21 protein-coding genes and 1 riboswitch are annotated in these 22,455 nt (G+C 39.6%); of the genes, 5 read left to right on the forward strand and 16 right to left on the reverse strand.

Annotated elements, in window-relative coordinates; genetic code table 11:
- Positions 1 to 26 precede the first annotated feature (26 nt).
- Entirely contained in the window at positions 27 to 1,202 is a 1,176-nt protein-coding gene (locus BWD42_RS20095) for an amidohydrolase family protein (protein WP_077438190.1), read from the reverse strand.
- A 231-nt stretch (positions 1,203 to 1,433) separates the two neighbouring features.
- A riboswitch (TPP riboswitch) is annotated at positions 1,434 to 1,559 on the forward strand.
- A 54-nt stretch (positions 1,560 to 1,613) separates the two neighbouring features.
- On the opposite strand from BWD42_RS20095, the gene BWD42_RS20100 reads away from it, so the two are divergent.
- The 5 genes from BWD42_RS20100 to BWD42_RS20120 all read left to right on the forward strand — a co-directional run bounded on the left by BWD42_RS20100 (position 1,614) and on the right by BWD42_RS20120 (position 7,251).
- Positions 1,614 to 4,049 (forward strand): TonB-dependent receptor, encoded by a 2,436-nt coding sequence (locus BWD42_RS20100; protein WP_077438191.1) that lies wholly within the window; start codon positions 1,614 to 1,616, stop codon positions 4,047 to 4,049.
- A 135-nt stretch (positions 4,050 to 4,184) separates the two neighbouring features.
- Positions 4,185 to 4,643, forward strand: coding sequence for a D-aminoacyl-tRNA deacylase (gene dtd, locus BWD42_RS20105; protein ID WP_077438192.1), 459 nt, complete (start codon positions 4,185 to 4,187; stop codon positions 4,641 to 4,643).
- An 18-nt stretch (positions 4,644 to 4,661) separates the two neighbouring features.
- Positions 4,662 to 4,988, forward strand: coding sequence for a nucleotide pyrophosphohydrolase (locus BWD42_RS20110; RefSeq protein ID WP_077438193.1), 327 nt, complete (start codon positions 4,662 to 4,664; stop codon positions 4,986 to 4,988).
- Between the two features lie 67 nt (positions 4,989 to 5,055).
- A complete protein-coding gene (gene ggt, locus BWD42_RS20115) occupies positions 5,056 to 6,765 on the forward strand; it encodes a gamma-glutamyltransferase (protein WP_077438194.1) in 1,710 nt (569 codons plus the stop codon).
- A gap of 138 nt (positions 6,766 to 6,903) precedes the next feature.
- The gene (locus BWD42_RS20120) at positions 6,904 to 7,251 is read left to right on the forward strand and encodes a hypothetical protein (RefSeq protein WP_077438195.1); all 348 of its coding nucleotides are present in this window, start codon (positions 6,904 to 6,906) and stop codon (positions 7,249 to 7,251) included.
- A 64-nt stretch (positions 7,252 to 7,315) separates the two neighbouring features.
- Here BWD42_RS20120 and groL read toward each other — a convergent pair whose 3' ends face one another.
- The 15 genes from groL to mutY form a co-directional block, all read right to left on the reverse strand.
- Positions 7,316 to 8,953 carry a chaperonin GroEL gene (gene groL / locus BWD42_RS20125; protein ID WP_077438196.1) on the reverse strand — a complete coding sequence of 546 codons (1,638 nt, stop codon included), beginning with the start codon at positions 8,951 to 8,953 and terminating at the stop codon, positions 7,316 to 7,318.
- 108 nt (positions 8,954 to 9,061) lie between these two features.
- Positions 9,062 to 9,337, reverse strand: coding sequence for a co-chaperone GroES (groES, locus tag BWD42_RS20130; RefSeq protein WP_028070710.1), 276 nt, complete (start codon positions 9,335 to 9,337; stop codon positions 9,062 to 9,064).
- Between the two features lie 437 nt (positions 9,338 to 9,774).
- Positions 9,775 to 10,179, reverse strand: a complete 405-nt coding sequence (gene secG, locus BWD42_RS20135; protein WP_077438197.1) for a preprotein translocase subunit SecG — start codon at positions 10,177 to 10,179, stop codon at positions 9,775 to 9,777.
- A 12-nt stretch (positions 10,180 to 10,191) separates the two neighbouring features.
- On the reverse strand, positions 10,192 to 11,274 hold the full coding sequence (locus tag BWD42_RS20140; RefSeq protein ID WP_139351224.1) for a hypothetical protein: 1,083 nt from the start codon (positions 11,272 to 11,274) through the stop codon (positions 10,192 to 10,194).
- Between the two features lie 12 nt (positions 11,275 to 11,286).
- A complete protein-coding gene (locus BWD42_RS20145; protein WP_077438199.1) occupies positions 11,287 to 11,802 on the reverse strand; it encodes an LptE family protein in 516 nt (171 codons plus the stop codon).
- Positions 11,803 to 11,812: 10 nt separating this feature from the next.
- The gene (locus BWD42_RS20150) at positions 11,813 to 13,087 is read right to left on the reverse strand and encodes a sigma-54 interaction domain-containing protein (protein ID WP_077438200.1); all 1,275 of its coding nucleotides are present in this window, start codon (positions 13,085 to 13,087) and stop codon (positions 11,813 to 11,815) included.
- A 37-nt stretch (positions 13,088 to 13,124) separates the two neighbouring features.
- The gene (gene miaB / locus BWD42_RS20155) at positions 13,125 to 14,561 is read right to left on the reverse strand and encodes a tRNA (N6-isopentenyl adenosine(37)-C2)-methylthiotransferase MiaB (RefSeq protein ID WP_077438201.1); all 1,437 of its coding nucleotides are present in this window, start codon (positions 14,559 to 14,561) and stop codon (positions 13,125 to 13,127) included.
- A gap of 328 nt (positions 14,562 to 14,889) precedes the next feature.
- Positions 14,890 to 15,573 carry an OmpA family protein gene (locus BWD42_RS20160; RefSeq protein ID WP_410528294.1) on the reverse strand — a complete coding sequence of 228 codons (684 nt, stop codon included), beginning with the start codon at positions 15,571 to 15,573 and terminating at the stop codon, positions 14,890 to 14,892.
- A 203-nt stretch (positions 15,574 to 15,776) separates the two neighbouring features.
- Positions 15,777 to 16,538 carry a hypothetical protein gene (locus BWD42_RS20165; RefSeq protein WP_077438203.1) on the reverse strand — a complete coding sequence of 254 codons (762 nt, stop codon included), beginning with the start codon at positions 16,536 to 16,538 and terminating at the stop codon, positions 15,777 to 15,779.
- Positions 16,539 to 16,749: 211 nt separating this feature from the next.
- Positions 16,750 to 17,148, reverse strand: coding sequence for a hypothetical protein (locus tag BWD42_RS20170; RefSeq protein ID WP_077438204.1), 399 nt, complete (start codon positions 17,146 to 17,148; stop codon positions 16,750 to 16,752).
- 3 nt (positions 17,149 to 17,151) lie between these two features.
- On the reverse strand, positions 17,152 to 18,564 hold the full coding sequence (gene rlmD, locus BWD42_RS20175; protein ID WP_077438205.1) for a 23S rRNA (uracil(1939)-C(5))-methyltransferase RlmD: 1,413 nt from the start codon (positions 18,562 to 18,564) through the stop codon (positions 17,152 to 17,154).
- Between the two features lie 273 nt (positions 18,565 to 18,837).
- Positions 18,838 to 19,413, reverse strand: coding sequence for a TetR/AcrR family transcriptional regulator (locus BWD42_RS20180; protein ID WP_077438206.1), 576 nt, complete (start codon positions 19,411 to 19,413; stop codon positions 18,838 to 18,840).
- A gap of 114 nt (positions 19,414 to 19,527) precedes the next feature.
- On the reverse strand, positions 19,528 to 20,568 hold the full coding sequence (pheS, locus tag BWD42_RS20185) for a phenylalanine--tRNA ligase subunit alpha (protein WP_077438207.1): 1,041 nt from the start codon (positions 20,566 to 20,568) through the stop codon (positions 19,528 to 19,530).
- 279 nt (positions 20,569 to 20,847) lie between these two features.
- Entirely contained in the window at positions 20,848 to 21,306 is a 459-nt protein-coding gene (locus BWD42_RS20195; RefSeq protein WP_077438209.1) for a single-stranded DNA-binding protein, read from the reverse strand.
- 19 nt (positions 21,307 to 21,325) lie between these two features.
- Positions 21,326 to 22,375: an A/G-specific adenine glycosylase gene (gene mutY, locus BWD42_RS20200; protein WP_077438210.1), complete on the reverse strand. Its 1,050-nt coding sequence runs from the start codon at positions 22,373 to 22,375 to the stop codon at positions 21,326 to 21,328.
- Positions 22,376 to 22,455 lie beyond the last annotated feature (80 nt).

Consider the following 22,455-nt stretch of genomic DNA (forward strand, 5'->3'; position numbering starts at 1 on the left):
TACAGAAGTTTTTGTGGAATTAAATACTATGCTAAGCGTTTGGTTTTAACTTTATCTGTCAAACGCATGTGTTCCATACCTTGGAGAAGCACAATGCCCGGCTTTTTGCCTACTTCCAGCGATCCATACTCGTCCTGGATGTTCAATGCAATAGCCCCATTGATCGTCGCCCATTGAATAGTTTGCAGAAAGTCCAAATCCTCGAAATGTTCATGCAACACCTTCAATTCCTCCAATACCGAAAGTGTGTCATTCGATGCTAAACTGTCTGTTCCAATCACCAGCGGCTGCCCTGCGTTTATAAAATTGTGAATCTTTGGTAAAGCTCCTTCGATATATAAATTTGCTTTTGGACACAAACACCACACAACATCCCGATCCATACGCTCCACAAAATCCAAATCTTTTAGTGATGTATACGTATTATGAACTAACAACAACTTATTCGGATAAGGTAGATAAGGCAAATAAGACTGTATGGAATTCCGGGCTTGCGCTTTAATGGAATCCGCACTTTTACCAATGCTTTTATAAAAATCCAAAAATTCACCCGTTTTGTATCTAAATAACTTATTCTCCTCGTCACTCTCCTGGTTATGGATACTTATAATATTGGTCTCTGCTACTGCTTTTTTGAATTTCTTGAAGAGCGCTTTTGAACAGGAATAGGGTGCATGTGGCGTAATAGATACATGACCATTCCTGAATTCCTGAGTCAACGATTTAGCCTCCTTTAATTTAAAATCAGCTTCTTCAGGCTCAACACCAATGACCTCCACAAATGTATGATAAAGTATTTGCGATGCTTCTTTCAGGGTAGAAGAATTATCAGTATTTGCATGGTCACCTACCGCAACAATACCATTTTCATACATCTCCCTATCTGCTTTTGCCATCGCGTCATCCATTTTCTTCATGGAAGCATTACGTGATGTCATTACTTGACTCAGGAAGTTTGGTAGCCCGGTACCTCTCGGTACTACGCCTTTCATATGTGACAATTCAAGATGACAATGGGCATTGATAAAACCTGGAATAATTACGCCCTCATACCTTTCGATTTTGGCTTTTTCAGTCAAAGTAAATGACGCTGGGTCATAAATACCCTGGATTGTACCCTCCTCATCTACCGCAACAATACCATCTTTTATAGGCATCGAAGTAATCGGTAGAATATAATTTGCGCTTAAATATTTTAACATTTTATCTCCTCACTCTCAAATTAGTAATTAAAAATTTTTGACCGATATGAATACATACTAACAGTAGAAAATTCTTTGGCAAGGTACCTAAAAAGAACAATAAATACCAAAAACAAGCCTAAACGTAAAACTTTAAACCATGAAGAAATTTTAACAGATTTTTAACAAGAATGGCTTTTTGTCAAAAAACAGGCTATGCTATACCATTCCAATTTTAATTTATATATTCGCACCGTCGAATAGGGGTGCCTTGTTTTGTCAGAAACACAAATAAAGGCTGAGATTATACCCAACAGATTAAATTCTGTGCACCTGATCCAGGTAATGCTGGCGGAGGGAGAGGTTAGTTAAATAGAACGATCGTAGTGACCCCTTTCTATGATTTGTTTAACTTAAACAAAATACATCAACATGATCAAATTTTTGATTTGTAGCGCTTTAGCTACCACTTTATGTCAAATTGTTGTTGCTCAGCACAATTTGACGATTAAGACTGTAGACAAGAGCACACTAAGGCCCCTACAAAATGCATCCCTATCCATCGATGGACAGACTTCTTTTACAGCCAAATCCGACAAAGAAGGCCTGATCAAACTATATAATATCGAAAAAGGAAAGCACACTATTCAAGTTTCATTTGTAGGATATCAGACCCTGACCCAAAACCTGAACGTCGATCGCGATCTGGTCTTAACGCTTCAACTGAATCCGAAAACAATTCGTACCGAAGAAGTACTTGTCGTATCTACGAGAGCTAAGAAGAACGCTCCAACGACATTTAAGAATATCTCAAAAGAAGAGATTTCACGGAATAATCTGGGGCAGGATATCCCCTACCTCTTGAATCAGACACCTTCTGTCCAGGTAAACTCCGATGCAGGAGCTGGTATAGGCTATACAAATATGACAATCCGGGGTTCGGATAATCAACGTATCAATGTGACCTTAAACGGTATTCCACTAAATGATGCTGAAAGCATGGGCTCATTCTTCGTGAATTTGCCTGATTTCGCCTCTTCAACAGAAAGCATCCAGGTACAGCGAGGTATCGGAACTTCGACAAACGGGGCGGGTTCGTTCGGCGCTTCGCTGAATATTCAGTCCAATACTTTAGCCGAACAACCCTATGCTGAACTTAACAATTCCTTTGGCTCTTACAGCACATGGAAAAATACGGTAAAGCTCGGGACTGGTTTGATCAACGACAAATTTGCTTTCAATGCACGGTTATCTAGAATCAGCAGTAATGGGTATATTGAAAGAGGCTCCTCAGATCTACAATCCTTTTATATCGATGGCGGCTACTATGGCAAGAAACATATTCTAAAAGGGATCGTATTCTGGGGAAAAGAAAAAACATATCAGGCCTGGAACGGGGTGCCAGAACCATTGATTACTGGTGACAGATCCCGTATGGACGACTATGCGGATTATGGACTTGAAATAGCGGGAAAAGAAAAAGAGCGTTTTATGAATGCCGGAAGAAACTATAATCTATATAACTATAAAAACCAAACGGACAACTATACCCAGAAGCATCATCAGATTCACTACACCAATATCCTCAGTGATAAGCTCACACTGAATACGGCCCTACATTACACGAGAGGCTATGGCTACTATGAAGAGTTTAGACAAGCTGACAAACTCAGCAAATATGGGCTTCCAGATGTTATTATAGGTAAAGATACCATTAAAAAAACAGATCTAATCCGCAGAAGATGGTTAGATAATTATTTCTACGGCATGACCTACGCCTTGAATTACAAACCTAACGATCAACTTGAAATTATATGGGGGGGTGCTTACAACCAATATAAAGGTAAACATTATGGAGAAGTAATCTGGGCTCAATATGCTTCGACAGGATTTATAGATGACAAATATTACTTTGGAAAATCGCAGAAAAACGACTTTAGCAATTTTCTAAAAGTGAATTACAAATTGGATAAATGGATCCTAATGGCGGATGTACAGTACAGAAATGTAGACTACAAGATGTACGGCGACGATGATAAGGTTAAAAACTATAACTACCACCCAAAATTTAATTTTTTAAATCCCAAAGCCGGGGCAACCTATCTGTTAAATGACCATGCCAATATCTATGCTTCATACGCTTTTGCGCAAAAAGAACCCGTCCGCAAGGATTTCATTGAGAAAAACAGCAAGCTTCCAGATCCAACTCCAGAAAAAATGCAGGACATTGAAGTCGGATATAGATTCAGCAATACCAAATTCAATATTGGATTGAATGGATATGGCATGTTTTATAAAGATCAATTAATTCCAACTGGTGCAATCAGTGATACGGGCGCCCCTATCCGTCAAAATGTGAAAGATAGCTATCGAATCGGATTGGAATTTGATGGAGCGTGGAACATCAATAAACAATTGAACTGGAAGGCTACCGCTACTGTCAGCCAAAACAAGATTAAAAATTTTGAGGAAGTCATCGGCGACCTCATAATTACTTACCCAAAGACCGATATCGCCCTGTCTCCAAATACAATTATATCCAGCAACTTCTCCTATAGTCCTATTGAACCACTGACATTCTCATTGCTATCAAAATATGTAGGAAGACAATATCTTGATAATTCATCCGCAAAAGAAAGGAGCATCTCTTCCTATTTTGTCAACAATTTGTTAGCAAACTATAGTTTTACGGCTTTAGGCATCAAAAACATCAGTGCGACTTTACAGGTCAACAACATACTCAACGAAAAGTACGAAACGAATGGTTACACCTTTGGCTGGATGGAAGGCGATACCAGAAAATATTATAATTTCTACTTCCCACAGGCGCCTACCAACTTTATGTTGGGCCTAAACATGAAATTTTAACAATTAAAGCCCTATATAGAAGAAACCTCCTTTGCTGAAATAGCGAAGGAGGTTTTCTATTTTGGCACCAATAAATACGAGATTGGATCTTGTTTGACAATTGGAATTTTTACCTTTGGTTTTATACTTTTCATTATGCGCGCAGTAATACAACGGGTAAAACACGCTTCCTGTACCGTCGATGAGCAGATCACAGGGCAAATTCAAAAAGGTTTAGTGATCCTATTGGGAGTAGAAGAAGCTGATACAATTGAAGATTTAAAATGGTTAGGACAAAAATTCGTTAACCTACGTATTTTTGAAGATGAACAGGGATTGATGAATAAATCCATATTGGATATTGGTGGTAATATTTTACTGATTTCACAGTTCACCTTATTTGCACAGACAAAAAAAGGGAATCGACCATCATTTATTCGAGCGGCAAAACCGGACAGTGCCAAACCTCTTTATGAGGAAATGGCCAAATTGCTTTCCCAACTGATCGGGCAACCCGTTCAGCTTGGAATATTCGGTGCCGATATGAAAATAAATCTCTTGAATGATGGTCCCGTTACCATAATAATGGACACAAAAGATAAGGACAATTTTTAAACTATTTAATCCAAAAAAATGACAATCAAAGAAGCACAGGAAGTAATTGATAAATGGATCAATACGACAGGGATACGATATTTCAACGAATTGACAAATACAGCCATGCTCATGGAAGAAGTCGGTGAAGTCGCCAGGATTATGGCTAGACAATATGGCGAACAGTCGTTCAAGAAATCAGATAAAGAAGTTAACTTGGCGGATGAAATGGCCGATGTCTTATTTGTTTTAATGTGTCTTGCAAATCAAACGGGCATAGACCTGACTGAAGCATTGGAAAAGAATCTTCAAAAGAAATCCATCCGGGACGCGGATCGCCATAAAAACAACGAAAAATTAAAATAATACCTTTATATTTCATACGTATTCAAGGGTAAATATCAATCTTAGACATAATTTTACAGCAGATATTATGAATAAACTATTTATTATTTATTCGCTTGTAGGAAGTTTATTATTTGCTTCCTGTTCCAACACCCGCAGGCAGCTTGACTCCAATCAAAAAGTTACCCCTGCTACCTTCAACAAAGCAGCTGTAGTGACCGCCCATCCCCTAGCCTCCGAAGTCGGGGTAATGATCCTGAAAAAGGGCGGAAATGCTATTGATGCTGCTGTTGCGGTACAGTTTGCGCTTGCTGTAGTCTATCCGAATGCCGGCAATATCGGCGGTGGTGGGTTTATGCTGTACCGTGATCACCAAGGTCAATATGATGCATTGGACTTTCGGGAAACTGCTCCCAAAAAGGCGCACCGCGATATGTATCTGGATGCGCAAAACAATGTTATTCCCGATTTGAGCTTGTACAGTCAGTTGGCATCGGGCGTGCCCGGTTCTGTTGCCGGCATGTGGGACGCGCATCAAAAATATGGGAAGCTGGCCTGGAAAGAGCTACTAGCCCCAGCGATTGAGCTCGCAAAAAAAGGTTTTAAGATCAGTGAAAGACAAGCCAATGAATTTGAGAGTCATAAGGAACGTTTTGTCAAACTAAACCCCACGGGAGCAGCAATTATCAAAAATACAACATGGAAAACCGGCGACCTATTTGTACAGCAAGATCTTGCCAATACCATCGAAAGAATTGCCATTGAGGGACGCGACGGATTCTATAAAGGAAAAACGGCTGATTTACTTATTGCCGAGATGAACAGAGGTAAAGGAATCATTACCCATGAGGACCTCACAGGCTACAAGGCGCTTTGGCGTACCCCTATTGCATCAAGTTATAGAGGCCACAAGGTTGTTTCTATGCCACCGCCATCGAGCGGCGGAACTTCCCTACTGGCTTTATTAAAGTCTGTGGAGCAATTCCCCCTTCAACGCTGGGGTTTTCAGACTGACTCTACGATACGTGTCATTGTTGAAGCAGAACGTTACGTATATGCCAATAGAGCGAAATATTTAGGCGATCCTGATTTTATCAATGTCCCTGTACAGCAATTGGTGGATTCTTCAGCAAATGCCAATAAACTCAATCCCTTTAATTTTCATCAGGCGACATTGAGCAAAAATGTCAATGCAGATGTTATTCCAGGTTATGAAAGCGAACAAACGACACATTTTAATATTGTTGATGAACAAGGAAATGCGGTTTCCATCACTACGACACTCAATGATTCCTATGGATCCGGTGTCATCGTAGATGGAGCGGGGTTTCTTTTGAACAACGAAATGGACGATTTCTCTATAAAGACCGGTGTACCCAATATGTATGGGCTGACCGGAGAAAAGGCAAATGAAATCCAGCCGGGAAAACGGATGTTGAGTTCCATGACACCCACCATTCTGGAGAAGAACGGCAAGCTTTTTATGGTGGTAGGGACACCGGGCGGATCAACGATTATTACCTCCGTTTTCCAAACCATATTAAATGTGATCGACTTTGGACAAAACGCACAATCCGCTGTGAGTTCACCCCGGTTCCATCATCAATGGCTACCAGACCGCATTGATGTGGAGAAAGATGCTATTGAGGGATCACTTCGCGACAGACTGGCAAAGGATGGTTATGTGATAAATCCCCGCGGAACAATAGGACGCGTAGAAAATATTCTTGTGCTTCCGAACGGCAAATTACAGACCGGAGCCGATCCGCGTGGCGATGATACGGCAAAAGGATATTGATGCTCAACTCGTAATGGCTACTTTTTAAACCGCGGAATCCTTTCGAAAAGAAAAAATTTGATCACATTCAATATTTAATATTAACAATCTAAACTTTTTAAGATATATTTAGTCAAAAAAAATAAATATCAAAACTTTATGTTAAATAAGCACTTTTTCAATGCATTACTAATTTTGGCTTTAGTTGGTTTATTCGTAAGCTGCGGAATAATGAAACCAATGGATTTCACCAACATCAAAGTAGGTATGAATCAACAGGAGGTCATCCAAAAAATAGGTAAGCCAAATCTCGTTGTTGCCTCAAAAAAATACAATGACGGTGTCCTAGAAATATATGAATATATTACTGGTAGCATAGATTCAACACATGTTAAACGGAGCTGGTTGCATTTTTTCAATAACGAATTGCAGGAATGGGGTCCCAAAGAAAATTATTCGCCAAACGATTATGACGAGTATTATAGACGATATCGACATAAACATTAATATAAAAAAAGCTCAACTGGAAAATCCAGTTGAGCTTTTTTTATATCCGGTAGTTTGGATGATCTTACATCATGCCGCCCATACCACCACCCATTGGAGGAGCACCAGCACCTACAGGGTTTTCTTCAGCCTCATCAGCCAACACACATTCTGTTGTCAACAACATTGAAGCAACTGAAGCTGCATTTTCTAAAGCAATACGAGATACTTTAGTTGGGTCGATTACACCAGCCGCGATTAAGTTCTCATATTGGTCAGTACGCGCATTGTAACCAAAGTCAGCTGTACCTTCTTTTACTTTCTGAACGATTACTGCTCCTTCGATACCTGCGTTATTACAGATTTGACGCAAAGGTTCTTCGATAGCACGTTTGATGATATCGATACCGATCTGCTCATCTTCGTTTTCGCCTTTCAGGTTAACCAAAGCTTCAGTAGCACGGATAAATGCAACACCACCACCAGCAACGATACCTTCTTCAACTGCAGCACGAGTCGCATGTAAAGCATCGTCAACACGGTCTTTTTTCTCTTTCATTTCAACCTCTGTAGTAGCACCTACGTACAATACAGCTACACCACCTGACAATTTTGCCAAACGCTCTTGTAATTTCTCGCGATCGTAGTCAGAAGTTGTTGTTTCGATTTGTGAACGGATTTGAGCAACGCGTGCTTTGATATCTTCTACGTTACCACCACCATTGATAATTGTTGTATTATCTTTGTCAACTTGAACTTTCTCAGCTTGACCTAAATAAGATAATTCCGCATTCTCTAATTTGAAACCTCTTTCTTCAGAGATTACAGTACCACCTGTTAGGATAGCGATATCTTCTAACATTGCTTTACGACGGTCACCAAAACCTGGTGCTTTTACTGCCGCAACTTTCAGTGAACCACGGATTTTATTGACTACCAATGTTGCCAATGCTTCACCATCTAAATCCTCAGCAATGATCAACAATGGCTTACCAGTTTGCACTTGTTTTTCCAAGATAGGCAACAATTCTTTCATATTGCTGATTTTCTTGTCGTAGATCAAAATGTAAGGATTATCTAATTCCGCTTCCATTTTGTCAGAGTTCGTAACAAAGTATGGTGACAAATAACCACGGTCAAATTGCATACCTTCTACAGTTTTTACCTCTGTTTCAGTACCTTTTGCTTCTTCAACTGTGATAACACCATCGTTACCAACTTTTTCCATTGCTTGCGCAATTAAAGAACCAATTACTTCGTCATTATTCGCAGATATTGCTGCTACTTGTTTGATTTTGTTGTTATCTTGACCAACTGCTTGAGATTGAGATTTCAAGTTAGCAACTACAGTTGCTACAGCTTTGTCAATACCACGTTTTAAATCCATTGGATTTGCACCAGCCGCAACAGATTTAATACCTGGAGCAACGATTGCTTGTGCTAATACAGTAGCTGTAGTTGTACCGTCACCTGCTTGATCAGCAGTTTTAGAAGCAACTTCTTTAACCATCTGAGCACCCATATTCTCTAAAGCATCTTTCAATTCGATTTCTTTCGCAACTGAAACACCATCTTTAGTAATTACCGGAGCACCAAATTTTTTCTCAATAATTACGTTACGTCCTTTTGGACCCAATGTTACCTTAACTGCATTTGCTAAAGTGTCTACACCTTTTTTTAGGGCCTCACGAGCCTCAACGTTATATTTTACTTGTTTTGCCATTTCTTTAATATTGTACCTTGAGATATAGGTAGAAAGACTCCAATCTTACAAGCCTATGCTACACTTACCTCAGTTTTTAATGTTTACTTTGTAATAACTATTGATTGCTTAGATAACAGCGTAAATGTCAGACTCACGCATAATTAAGTACTCTTTTCCTTCGTAAGTAATTTCAGTACCTGCGTATTTTCCGTATAATACTTTATCACCAACTTTCACAGTTAACGGCTCGTCAACTTTACCTGTACCTACAGCAACGACTGTACCTTGAGATGGTTTTTCTTTTGCTGTATCGGGGATATACAACCCTGAAGCTGTTTTTTCTTCTGCTGGAGCAGCTTCTACTACTACTCTGTCTCCGATAGGTTTGATACTTAATGCCATAATTAATTTACTTTTTATCTGTTATTGAATTTTTATTTTTATGTTATAATCGTTATAGACACATCATCTTTTATGCCAATTGTAGATAAGCTGATGTATCAGACAATTTTTCACCGAAAACTTAACATATTAATAAATAAAAGCACATTTCACTGTCACACTGTCACTGTTTGTCTGACATCCTTACAAAACCTTTCCCGCTGTTACGATCACCAACAATAGGCAAACTTTCGAAACAGGTAACACCTTAATTTCACATTCCTACAAGCATCACCTGCTTGAATATGAACAGAAGTACTTTCTGCTCAATAAGCCGCGCGCAGCCATTCCATTGCGACCCTAATAAAAAATACGGATCAATAAAAACTGACACATTGAGCAAAAAAAAAGCCTCGTCTAAATTTTAGACGAGGCTCTAGGAATTTCTTTGTTCGAAACTATTTTTTAGCGTCTTCAGCTGGCTTAGTTGCTGGCGCTTTTTGCTCAGATTGCGCTGGAGCTGCTTGCCCTTGTGTTGCTGATGTACCTGCAGGTTTCTGCGCTGGCGTACCTAAGTTCAAAGGTCCTTGTTGAGCCGGTACCTCAATTTGACCACCTAGTCCACCTTTAGATGTACTTGGCGATGTCCCCATGATGTTAACACCCAAACTAAAAATCATAATAGCGATCACCATGATCCATGTACCTTTTTCCAAAAAGTCACCTGTACGTTTTACACCCATTAGGTTTGTTCCACCAGAAAAACCAGATGATAAACCACCGCCTTTTGGATTTTGGATTAAAACCAAAAATGCTAAAATAATACTAGCTAATATGATAAGACCAATTAATAATCCTTGCATCTCTTTATGTAATTAATTTAATTTCTTTTCTAATTCTGTTATGCGTGCCGCAAAGTAAGCATTTTTTTCTGGATATTTCAAAACTAATTTTTCGTAAACCTCTATTGCTTTAGGGTATAAACCCTGTTCGGCATATATTTTTGCAAGGGTCTCGGTCACTAGTGAATGCTGGTCTTCCGAACTTTTTCTTGCTTTATTTTCTAAATCCAGCTTTTCAGCCTGCAATGGTTGGATCATAGGCTCTTCGCGGATAAATTTTTCGATGACCTCATCCGTTTTGCGTGGAATCTGAAAGGCGATCGTCGTTTTTACTTCATCGCTAAGTTTTGCCTCTGGCGATTGCAGATGAAAAATATTCTCCCGGATCTGTTGATCCAATAGCTGACTATCCAATTTTTCGTGAATCTTGGCGATATCATCATTTGATGGTGTCATTCGGCCCAATGGAGACTTTACATAAGGTTGGTATGTTTCAGCATATTCAAGTCGGGTTTTATGCAACCACCATAGGAAGCTATAAGGCATGGTATCATCGTCATAGACTGTGACTCGCTCTTGCGTATCCTTAGATGACTGAACAGCGACCTCAACATGTGCCGGCTCAACAGCCTCTGACGCATCAACGATGCTGGATTGTTGTTTTGCTTCACTCGAACGAAAATAATCTTGCGCCACACCAGCTTGAATCAAACGTTCCAATTCGTCTGCCTTCTCCACTTCTTCCACATTAGCATCTGTCTGATCAACTTCGGTCTCTGCCACCACCGCTTCCTCCATGACAATATCATCCGATACCTCATCTTCGATTTCCTCATCAAGCGTGATATCTTCCAATTGGAGTTCTTTTGCAACCACTACTGTACTATGCATAAACTCGTAAAGCCAATTTGGAGACGGAGCATACAGTAAGGTAGCCGATAGATTCTGAACAGGTTTACTTTCACCAAAAATTTTACGTTCATGTATAAATCGTAAACTTTGTGCATAAGGATATTTTTCGATCAAGGCCAAAATCACTTCTTCACCAACAGACTCAGGCTGATTGATTGCTTGAAAGAAAAGCTCATTATTCGATAGCGGCATAGTAATATTCATTTTGGAATAAGATTACCAGTTGGCAAACGCCTTATTATAAATATCCTCTGTCAACATCTGGATAATTTCTTTGCCCAAAGTTTCCTCCTGTGCACTCTGAAGATTTCCTGCAAATTCTTTGAAACGTGTAAAAGGCTGTTCAAAGTCATCTTTAGGGTTAATCTTATTATGATAGGAAACTTTAATGGTAATGGTCATTCTATTCATCGCAGCACGGTCTGTCCCAGCTTCAACGGCGGCTGGACTGATCGTATAATCCGTAATGAATCCTTCAAAAGTGGCATCACCATCTTGATTGACCTGGCTCAAACGGGATTGGTTCCGAATACGCTCCTTTAATGCTTCCGTAAAATTCTGACTTAAAGTCGGATACACCAAAGGCGCAATATTTTCGAAATATTGAATATTGACAGTCTTCATCCCTTCTGGAATGGACCCACCTGTGAATCCATATTTCACCCCACAACTATTCATGACGAATAGAAATGCGATTGTGAGAACGGTATATAAAATTCTTTTTGACAACATGTGCGAAACCTTAGTCTAAATTTAAGTCTTTAATTTTCCTATACAAAGTTCTTTCGGAAATTCCTAATTCCTGCGCTGCAGCCTTTCGTTTACCACGGTGTTTTTTCAATGCTTTTTTGATAAGGTCTGATTCCTTATCTACCAAAGACAAAGACTCTTCTACTTCCTGTGCATCTTGTAGATAATCATCCTGCGCGACTGGATTCTTTAATACATTTGCAGTATTATTCGGCGAATGGATTGTCAGCGTCGGTGCAATACCATATCCTTCATTATCAGACTTTATTTGTGGTTCAATCTCCTGATAGAGCTGATTAATATAAGGCGAATTTTGATCAAACGTAGAAGAATCTACGCCTTTCTGAATCAGCTCTACAACGAGTTTTTTCAGATCGACCATATCTTTTTTCATATCGAAAAGAACCTTATACAGGAGGTCTCTTTCAGAAAAATCTTCCTTCGCGCCAGTATTGGATGAAACGATGGCCGGTAAACTTGTACGCGACTCATTTGGCAAGTAGTTTTGCAGTATATGTGCATCGACAATACGTTCTTTCTCCAAAACAGCAATTTGTTCAGCAACATTTTTTAATTGACGCACATTTCCTGGCCAGTTATAGTTCCGTAACATATTTTGTGCATCTTCCGTCAACTGCACTCCAGGAGAGCGATACTTTTCCGAAAAATCAACAATAAATTTGCGAAACAATAGATTGATATCCTCAGGGCGTTCTCTAAGGGAAGGTATACGCAAAGGGACTGTATTTAACCGGTAATATAGGTCTTCCCGAAATTTACCTTTTTGAACGGCTTCAAACATGTTGACGTTTGTAGCAGCAACGACACGCACATTGGTTTTTTGAACTTTTGACGAACCCACACGAATGTACTCGCCAGATTCCAAAACACGTAGCAATCGGGCCTGCGTACCCAAAGGCAACTCTCCGACCTCATCCAGAAAAATTGTTCCGCCATCAACGACCTCAAAATACCCCTTACGTGCTTCATGAGCACCGGTAAAGGAACCTTTCTCATGGCCGAATAATTCAGAGTCTATTGTTCCCTCTGGTATTGCCCCACAGTTGACCGCTATAAACGGACCATGCTTGCGAGAACTCAATTGATGGATAATATGCGAAAAAACTTCTTTACCACTACCACTTTCACCTTGTATTAATACAGAAATATCAGTTGGAGCCACCTGACGGGCGATATCTATCGCACGATTTAACAACGGTGAATTACCGATGATTCCAAATCTATTTTTTATATCTTGGTTATCCATAAATTTCCAGTTGGAAATAAATTTAAATTAAGTTTTCTTAATCAACAATTTTACCGAGCAAGGTTGCTGATGTACATGATTCCACAAGCACATTGACATAGTCACCTTGTTTGTAACGAGCGTCTATAGGAAATACGACCAAGGCATTCTGATCATTACGACCACAGAAATCAAACTCAGATCTTTTCGAAAAACCTTCTATAAGGACTTTACATACCTTTCCAATAAAATGTTGATAGCGATATAAACTATGGTCACGTTGTTTGTTGATCACTTCAGTCAAACGGCGCTTTTTAACATCTTCTGGAATATCATCCGCATAACGCTTCGCAGCTAATGTTCCAGGTCTTTCAGAATATGCAAACATATATGCAAAGTCATATTTCACATAATCCATCATCGATAGTGTTTCCTGATGTTCCGCTTCTGTTTCTGTACAGAACCCAGTAATCACATCCGTAGAGATCGCACAATCCGGAATAATTCTGCGGATAGCGTCCACACGTTCCATATACCACTCACGATCATAAGTACGGTTCATAAGTTCCAGTACTCTGGAATTTCCGGATTGTACCGGTAAATGGATATAGTTACAGATATTTTCATGTGAAGCGATCGCATACAAAACTTCATCCGTGATATCTTTTGGATGCGAAGTCGAAAAACGAACCCGCAACAAAGGACTCACTTCCGCCACCATGGTCAATAGTTTCGCAAATGTGACTGTCTCGCCAGGAGTTTCCCCTTCTGCAACGGGCGCAGTATATTTGTAGGAATCCACATTTTGACCTAACAACGTCACTTCTTTATAGCCAGCATTGAACAGATCTTGTGCTTCTTTCACAATAGAATGAGCATCACGACTACGCTCACGTCCCCTAGTAAATGGAACTACACAGAACGAGCACATGTTATCACAACCACGCATGATCGAAATAAAGGCTGTTACACCATTTGAATTTAATCGAACCGGGTTAATGTCGGCATAAGTCTCCTCACGGGACAACAATACATTCACAGCTTTTGCACCATCATCTACCTTATCAATTAAGTTAGGAAGATCACGATATGCATCAGGCCCTACCACAACATCAACCAGTTTTTCTTCCTCTAGAAACTTCGATTTTAAACGCTCCGCCATACAGCCCAGCACACCGACAATCATTCCGGGATTTTTGGTCTTAGCCGCCTCAAATTCTTTCAATCGATTACGAACACGCTGCTCTGCGTTTTCACGGATTGAACAAGTATTAATAAAGACAACATCTGCTTCCTGATAATTCTTTGTTGTTTCGAAACCTTTGTCCAACAAAATAGAAGCAACGATCTCACTATCCGAAAAATTCATTTGGCAACCGTAACTTTCGATATACAGCTTACGTCCATTACTGATCTTTGGATCCTGTTCCAATAACAATGCCTCACCCTGACGAGATTCGTCGTGTTCCTTAGTTGTATGTGTTAAATCTAGCATAGCTCAATTTTCAAAGACTACAAAGTTAGAAATTAAAATCCATATAATGACAGTTTGTCAGCCAGAAATATGGTTTATACTTTGTCAAATTTCTAAAGTAAATCAGTTATCTCTTAGCAGTCTGATCGCATATTCAGGTTATTTCCTACGTCACTTCTTTTCTTTCTGGCGATGTCATAAGCCTTTCGGATTAGCGGTGTTTCATTACTAGCCTGGATATTTAAAAAAAAGGCGTGGATGCTATCCACGCCTTTTTTTAAATATCCAACAAGCTTTTCAACGAATTGTAAAACAGTATGGATTCCCGAAGGATTATCTGCTCAGCTCCTTATTGACCTGCTTGTTGTTTTGCTTCTTTCTTCATTTGGTCACCGGCAACGATAACGATCTCTACGCGGCGGTTTTGTGCACGGCCAGCTTCGGTATCATTACTTGCGATTGGCTCAGAGAAGTTTCTTCCTTCAGTTTTAATACGTGAAGAAGCCAAACCTTTAGATACCGCAAATGCACGTACCGAATTAGCACGGTCCAAAGACACTTTATCATTTGCAGCTAAAGTTCCCACATTATCCGTGTGTCCGATAACCAAAATCTCTGTTCCTTGCTCCTTATTTAAAGTCGTCACCAAATTCGCGATATTATCTTTTGCAGATGCTTTTAAATCAGACTTGTTGAAATCGAACAAAATACCTGAATCAAATTTTACAACAATACCCTCTGCAGACTGAGTCACTTCAGCGCCTTCTACGGTTTTAGAAATCTCTGCAGCCTGTTTATCCATTTTCTTACCGATCAATACACCTGCTGCACCACCAATAGCCGCACCTGCCAATGTACCAATAGCCGTATTACCAGCCTTACCACCAATTAATGCACCTAAAGCACCCCCCGCAACACCACCAATCACACCGCCTTTAGTCGCATTATTTGTATTTTGGATTGTTGAACAACTTCCAAATAACATAGCCGAGGTTGCAACAGTCAAACCAAATACAGCTAATTTTCTATTCATTTTCATATCTATCTAAGACTTTTAATATTCAAACTAAATTACTGTTGATGTTAAAATCAAACAAAGTGCCAAAAGCATCCTTTTTTAACTTTTTTGTTACGGTATTCAGAAAAAATACATTCTAACGTTGATAATTGAGGACGATAAGCTACAAATAAGCCGGTCATTGTCCAAAGAAACAACAGCATAAAAAGAAAAATGTTTTATTTCTCTTGTGTCTTAACTTCAATATCAGGCAATAAAGATCCTTTTGGACGCCCTTTCGCCTCAAAGTCTTCTAGCGATTGCTTAACATAATGCATCAGATCATATTGCCCCCAATGTTCAGCCAGATCAAATGAGGGACGATAACGTACCATGAAAGCATCTAAATCAGCGCTATCCAATTTTGTTAAGTTCTGAACAGCTGCTCTTGAAAAAATACGGTCGACCTGTAATTCTTCCTTTTCCCTGTCCATAAAGCGGCCAAAGCGTTTCGCATTTTTCGCTTCCCGTCCAAAAAGATTATAAAGCGCTGTGGCCGGACTACCTAAATAAGTCCCAAATTTATTCTTCCCACCATTATAAACTCCTTTCTTCGAATAATTTCCCATGGCATCATTCAATTCAGCTTCCTTGGACTTACGCTCCACAATGACTGTTTCCAGCTTAATTCCTTCCTGCATTTCAACATAGAATTCATTGAGATTTGTTAAAATAGTCTTTATTGGTGAAAAGCCAACTTTAGTAAAAGAAAGAGAATCCCCTACAGAGGCATCGATTGTGAATACGCCAAAAGAGTTTGTCAGCGCGGATCTGCTTGTACGCATATTTAGCACAACCACATCTCCAATTCTATTGCCTGTCCCCCTTTGTATCACCATACCTGACACTTTTTGTATATGTTGTGCCTTCGCACCAAATCCGGTCAAAAGCAACATCAATACGCCTAATAGCCCACCTATATGTATGTGTATTCTTCTCATTGGAATATATTGTTTTATCACGCTAGTTTGTTAAGCATTTTTCTAGCCACTAGCGTTATTGAAAGCGATAGGACAAAATCTCACTAATCCAAGACAGCCGATCTCCGAACTATCATTGCAGCCTTTTGAATCCTCACATGCTCAACCTATTTCGCTAAAAATAGTAATAGTTTGACAATTGTACTGTTAAAAAAGTTTAAATATTCCTTCTTTATTTGTAGGGGTAGAAAACAAAATTGGCTCCTTCGGCAACAACGACGAACAAACACATATAATCTTTTGCCGGTTTATAATTTTGTACAAAAGTAGCCTTACGATCCTCCTGAATGATATCCATTTCGACAAATTCCTCTAAAGTAGAGGCATTGATTGTCCAGTTAGTATTAAGCTCGACACGGTCTAGGATCACTTCTCCTACAGAGACTTCATGTTGATGTGCCACAAAAATCGGATAGGAAGAATAACCTTCTTCAATAATCTCCATTGCCACTTCGCGGATTGACTCACTATAAAAATCAAGATCTACCTGCAAACTCTTCAACGGGCTCTGCCCGGCAGATTGCGTTTCCTCATTTCTGGCTCCGCCTGAAAATAAATCCTCTACTTCCATATATTATGATTTTTTTAGTTCTAATAGAACGACATTTTCTACGTGTTGCGTATGGGGAAACATATCCACAGGCTTGATACGTTTTACATCATATTTATCGGCCAACAGGACTAAATCTCTCGCCTGTGTCGCTGCATTACAACTTACATAAACAATTCTGGGAGATTCCATTTCCAACAAACGGGCCACAACATCCGCATGCATACCTGCCCGTGGAGGGTCAGTAATTACTACATCCGGTTTACCATGTTCGGCAATAAAAGATGGCGTCAGCACATCTTTCATATCACCGGCATAAAACTTCGTATTGCTAATATCATTAATTGCTGAATTAACTTTTGCATCTTCAATCGCACTAGGAACATACTCAACCCCGATCACCTCTTTCGCTTTCTTAGCAACAAAATTTGCAATCGTACCAGCTCCGGTATACAAGTCATACACAAGTTCATCACCTTTTAGATCAGCAAAATCACGCGTGATCTTATAGAGCTCATACGCTTGCGCTGAGTTGGTCTGATAAAAAGACTTCGGCCCCACCTTGTAGCGAAGACCTTCCATTTCCTCATAAATAAAATCCCGACCCGCATATACCTCAATCTCCTGGTCGAAGATGGTATCGTTACGCTTTTGATTCACAATATATAGCAACGACGCAATTTGAGGGAACTTGTCTTTGATGAAACTCATTAGCAATTCAACTTGTCCATCTTCAGGGTAAGCAAAAACCACTATAACCATCATCTCACCTGTAGAAGAAATACGGATAATCAGATTGCGTAATACTCCTGTATGCTCCCGGAGATCATAAAAGGTCATCCCGTTGTTGAGAGCAAAGTCCCGTATGGTATTCCGCACTTCGTTGGAAGGATCTTCCTGGAGAAAACAATGATCGATATCCAAGATTTTATCAAAACGTCCAGGCACGTGAAAACCAAGCGCATTCATTTCCAATTGTGATGCAGCCTCGTCAACAGAAGTCAGCCATTTCTTATTGGAAAATGTATATTCTAATTTGTTTCTATAATATTCTGTTTGGGCCGATCCTAAAATATCCTCCATCGAGGAAGTATCGACTTTCCCAATACGGGATAAAGCATTATCAACAGATTGTTGTTTGAATTTCAATTGCGCTTCATAGCTCATGTGTTGCCACTTACACCCGCCACATACACCAAAATGCTCACAAAAAGGATCTACGCGGTAAGTAGAAGCTTCTTTAAGACTCGTCACCCGAGCCTCGGCAAAATTCTTCTTCTTGCGCATTAACTCCACATCGACAACATCACCGGGGACAGCTTTTTCGACAAACAAAACCAAATCGTCGGTTTTCCCTACACCTCTACCTTCTTCGGCAATATCAATGATTGCAATATCTTTCAAGAACTTTTTTTCTTGCGGAATTCTTCTACTCATAGTTCGCAAAAATACAATTTTTTATATTGATTTTCCACTGACTACCATTGTCTTAAAAAAAAGACCTTCCATGTATCTTATCAATCCATTTCCATCACGCAAATTCCCTTGATATTCAAAGTCATCCAAGCAATATCAAAGCCCTCCCGCCATGGAAAATGATATAAGTTTATGGATCTCAGTCCTAAAAGTGACGGGAACGGTAAAAATAAAAATGGAAGATTATTTAACCAGGCACGTAGCCGAAAAGCAATAAACAGATAAACCCTTTGTTTAGAGGATAGTTGCCTGCACGAGGTAAGGAAGAATTTCCTTTTGAAAAGAAATGAAATTTTTACGCACATCGGCATCCGAGACCGCTGTAAAAGCAAAGGAGAATACAATGCTCTTACTTGATTTGATCAGAAATGTCAATTTTTCCTCACTGATCGCTTCATTAATCTTTTCATTCTGAATAAAAGTACTCAAAAGCAGAAATTCCAGATCTTCAGATAATGTCTTTAGATATTCTTGCGCATTGGCAGACTCACGGATAAATTCCCAGCCGATCAACTCATTGCATGCCGTATAAGTCAGCCGGCTGACACGTAGGATGGTCGAAGCCAAAAAGGAAGCCATATCATCCTCATACTTTGTTGTCTTTAAGATATCCAGCAAACTCGCCCGCAGATAGTCCATTAAAATCGCATGCAAGATCATCTCTTTACTATCAAAGTATTTATAAACAGTCGCTTTGGCAAGCTTAGCTTTTTTTGCCAACGTGTTTACACTGGTTTTATGATAACCATTTTGACGAAAAAGTTCCCGTGCTGTTCTTTTTATGGATTCAATGATATGATCTGGTTCCATACTCTTCAGATAAGACTACCACACATCACACTATTTCCAATTCCCAAACCGCCAAAGTTACGCTTAGAGCCTGGCAATAGTGTGATGCTTACAACAGTCTTTATTAGCATTGATTTATATTAATTCAGTCTCAAACTGAGCTAAGAAACGCGTATCATTTTCAGAAAAAAGGCGCAAGTCTTTGATTACGTATTTCAGATTTGTGATCCTTTCGATTCCCATACCGAAGGCAAAACCCGAATACTTTTTACTGTCGATTCCGCAATTTTCAAGTACATTCGGATCAACCATTCCGCAGCCCAAAATCTCTACCCAACCAGAATATTTACAAAGATTACATCCAGCACCTTTACAGATCGTACAAGAAATATCCATCTCAGCAGAAGGCTCTGTAAACGGGAAGTACGAAGGTCGGAAACGAACCTTAGTGCCTTCACCATACATTTCTTGAACAAAATGGTATAAAGTCTGCTTCAAATCAGCAAACGAAACATTTTCATCCACATATAATCCTTCTACCTGATGAAAGAAACAATGTGCGCGAGCCGAGATAGCTTCATTTCGATAAACACGACCAGGCATAATCGCACGGAAAGGTGGTTTACCAGCTTCCATGAGTCTCACTTGAACAGAAGATGTATGTGTTCTCAGTGTAATATCGTTACCTTCTTGTTTTTTGATAAAGAATGTATCTTGCATATCACGCGCCGGATGTTCAGGAGGAAAATTCAACGCGGAGAAATTGTGCCAATCATCTTCGATCTCTGGTCCCTCAGAAACGATGAAACCTAGCTTTTTAAAGATCTCAACGATTTCCTTGCGTACCAACGAGATTGGATGTCTGGATCCCAATTGAAATCCATTACCAGGCAATGTTAAATCACCTTCGATTTGCTGGGATTTCTGTTTCTCACCGGAACCAAATTTTTCCTGTGCTTCCTTGAAGGTATTTTCTGCCAACTGCTTAAATTCATTCAGTACTTTTCCCAAAGTACGTTTTTCTTCAGGAGTAACTGTTTTGAATTCATCAAAAAGATTCTTCACGATCCCTTTGGAAACCAAAAACTTCAATCTGAAATTTTCTACATCGGCTGAAGAAGATGGCGCAAATGCCTTAATTTCTTCAGTATACTGCGTAATTTTATCTTGCAACATAATTAGGACAAACATAGCCAAAATTTCCGCCAAAAAGAAATTTTGCCATCTCCCGATATGCGCCAAAAGCGAAGCCGTAAAGAAGATAGAGGTGCACGACCCAACGGATAAAGTTCTTTCTAATCAACGCTTTGAATAGGAACCTTATTTTTAAACTGCGGTTAAAAGGAATGGAAAATATACTGTAAATCAAAAAGAGCAGATTTTTCATCTGCTCCTTGCCCATAATTATATATAAAACAATAATCTTCTGCTATTCAAAGCTACCTGTAAGTTCGATTAAAATGGAAGCGGATTATCCTCCTGATCGTTTTCGGTAAAATCAACTTCGATTTCTTTATCCTCAGCTTTCTGTGCTGGGGTACTTGCAACATTCCCCGTGTTAGCAGCTCCAGTAGGCTCAAAATCCGATTTCCGTCCCAAAAGGGTAAAAGTCTCAGCAACTACTTCAGTCGCATAGCGTCGGATTCCCTCTTTATCTTCGTAGGTACGTGTACGTAATCGACCTTCGATATAGACCAACTTGCCCTTAGTAAGGTATTTTACCGCCACATCTGCCAAGCCGCGCCACATGACAATATTGTGCCACTCGGTTTGTTCTACTCGTTTTCCGTCCTTGTTATACGTTTCTGAAGTTGCCAATGGGAAACTGGCAACGGAGACATTGCCTTCTAAATATCGAATTTCGGGATCTTTTCCAAGATGTCCCACTAAAATAACTTTGTTAACTCCTGACATAATTTAAAAGCATAAATGGTTAAAAATTGGATCTTTCCAAAAAGGTGAAGATCAACTTGTGTTTAGCTAATTTATCTAAATCTTTTAAAAATACATAATCCCAATTGGATTTTTTTTGATTTAGACCGCCCTCTAACCGCACTTCAAAGAATGTCGCATAAATATTCTGATGGCTCAGAATATGTTTAGTTTGTTTTTGTAGAAGCTTGATTTCCACATTTCCCCCGAAATACCGGACAAATTCCTCATCTCCAAGGAGCTCGGGTATCGTTAATGTACGATCAGACTCGATCAGAGGAAACTCGTATAAATTCTGCCAGACATCACCTTCCCCCCGCTTTGACATCAAAATTTGCGCTTCGTATTTAAGGATAAAATAATTAAAATACCGATCCTTACTCGCCTTTGCTTTAAGTTTAACTGGTAATCGATCGACATCGCCCTGTAGCACCGCATAACAGGATGTATTAAACATACAAGTAATACATAAAGGTTGCTTTGGCTTACAATGAATAGCACCGAAATCCATGATGGCCTGGTTGTATAATGCCGGATAGTCCTGATCCAAATTCTCCTGAGCGATAGCTGTAAAAATTTTCTTTCCCTCAGTAGAATTGATCGCGGTGTCTATTCCAAAATACCTAGAAAGCACTCGGAACACATTCCCATCCAGTACTGCCTGCGCCTCATTATTGGCAAAGGATGATATTGCGGCAGCGGTATATTCACCTATACCGGGAAGCTTTAGCAAGGTCTTATAATCTACAGGAAAAATGCCGTTATATTCGTCACGGACGATTCGTGCAGCCTTATGCATATTTCGCCCCCTTGAATAATAACCCAGTCCCTGCCAAAGATGTAAAATATCATCTTCCTCTGCGTTAGCAAAGTCAACGACTGTCTCAAACCGTTCCACGAATCGTAAATAGTAAGGCAGCCCTTGTTCTACTCGAGTCTGTTGCAGGATAATCTCAGAGAGCCAAATTTTATAGGCATCTCTTGTTTCCCGCCATGGTAAATCACGCTTATGCTGTTGATACCACCCCTGCAATTCCGCACCAAATGTCATAACAACAAAAATGCACAATTTTTCAGCATTTTCAAGCAGCGTACAAACAAAGATCGGCTCCCGTTATCAAATCAAAACCT

The sequence above is a fragment of the Sphingobacterium sp. CZ-UAM genome (assembly GCF_002000245.1).
Taxonomy (GTDB): domain Bacteria; phylum Bacteroidota; class Bacteroidia; order Sphingobacteriales; family Sphingobacteriaceae; genus Sphingobacterium.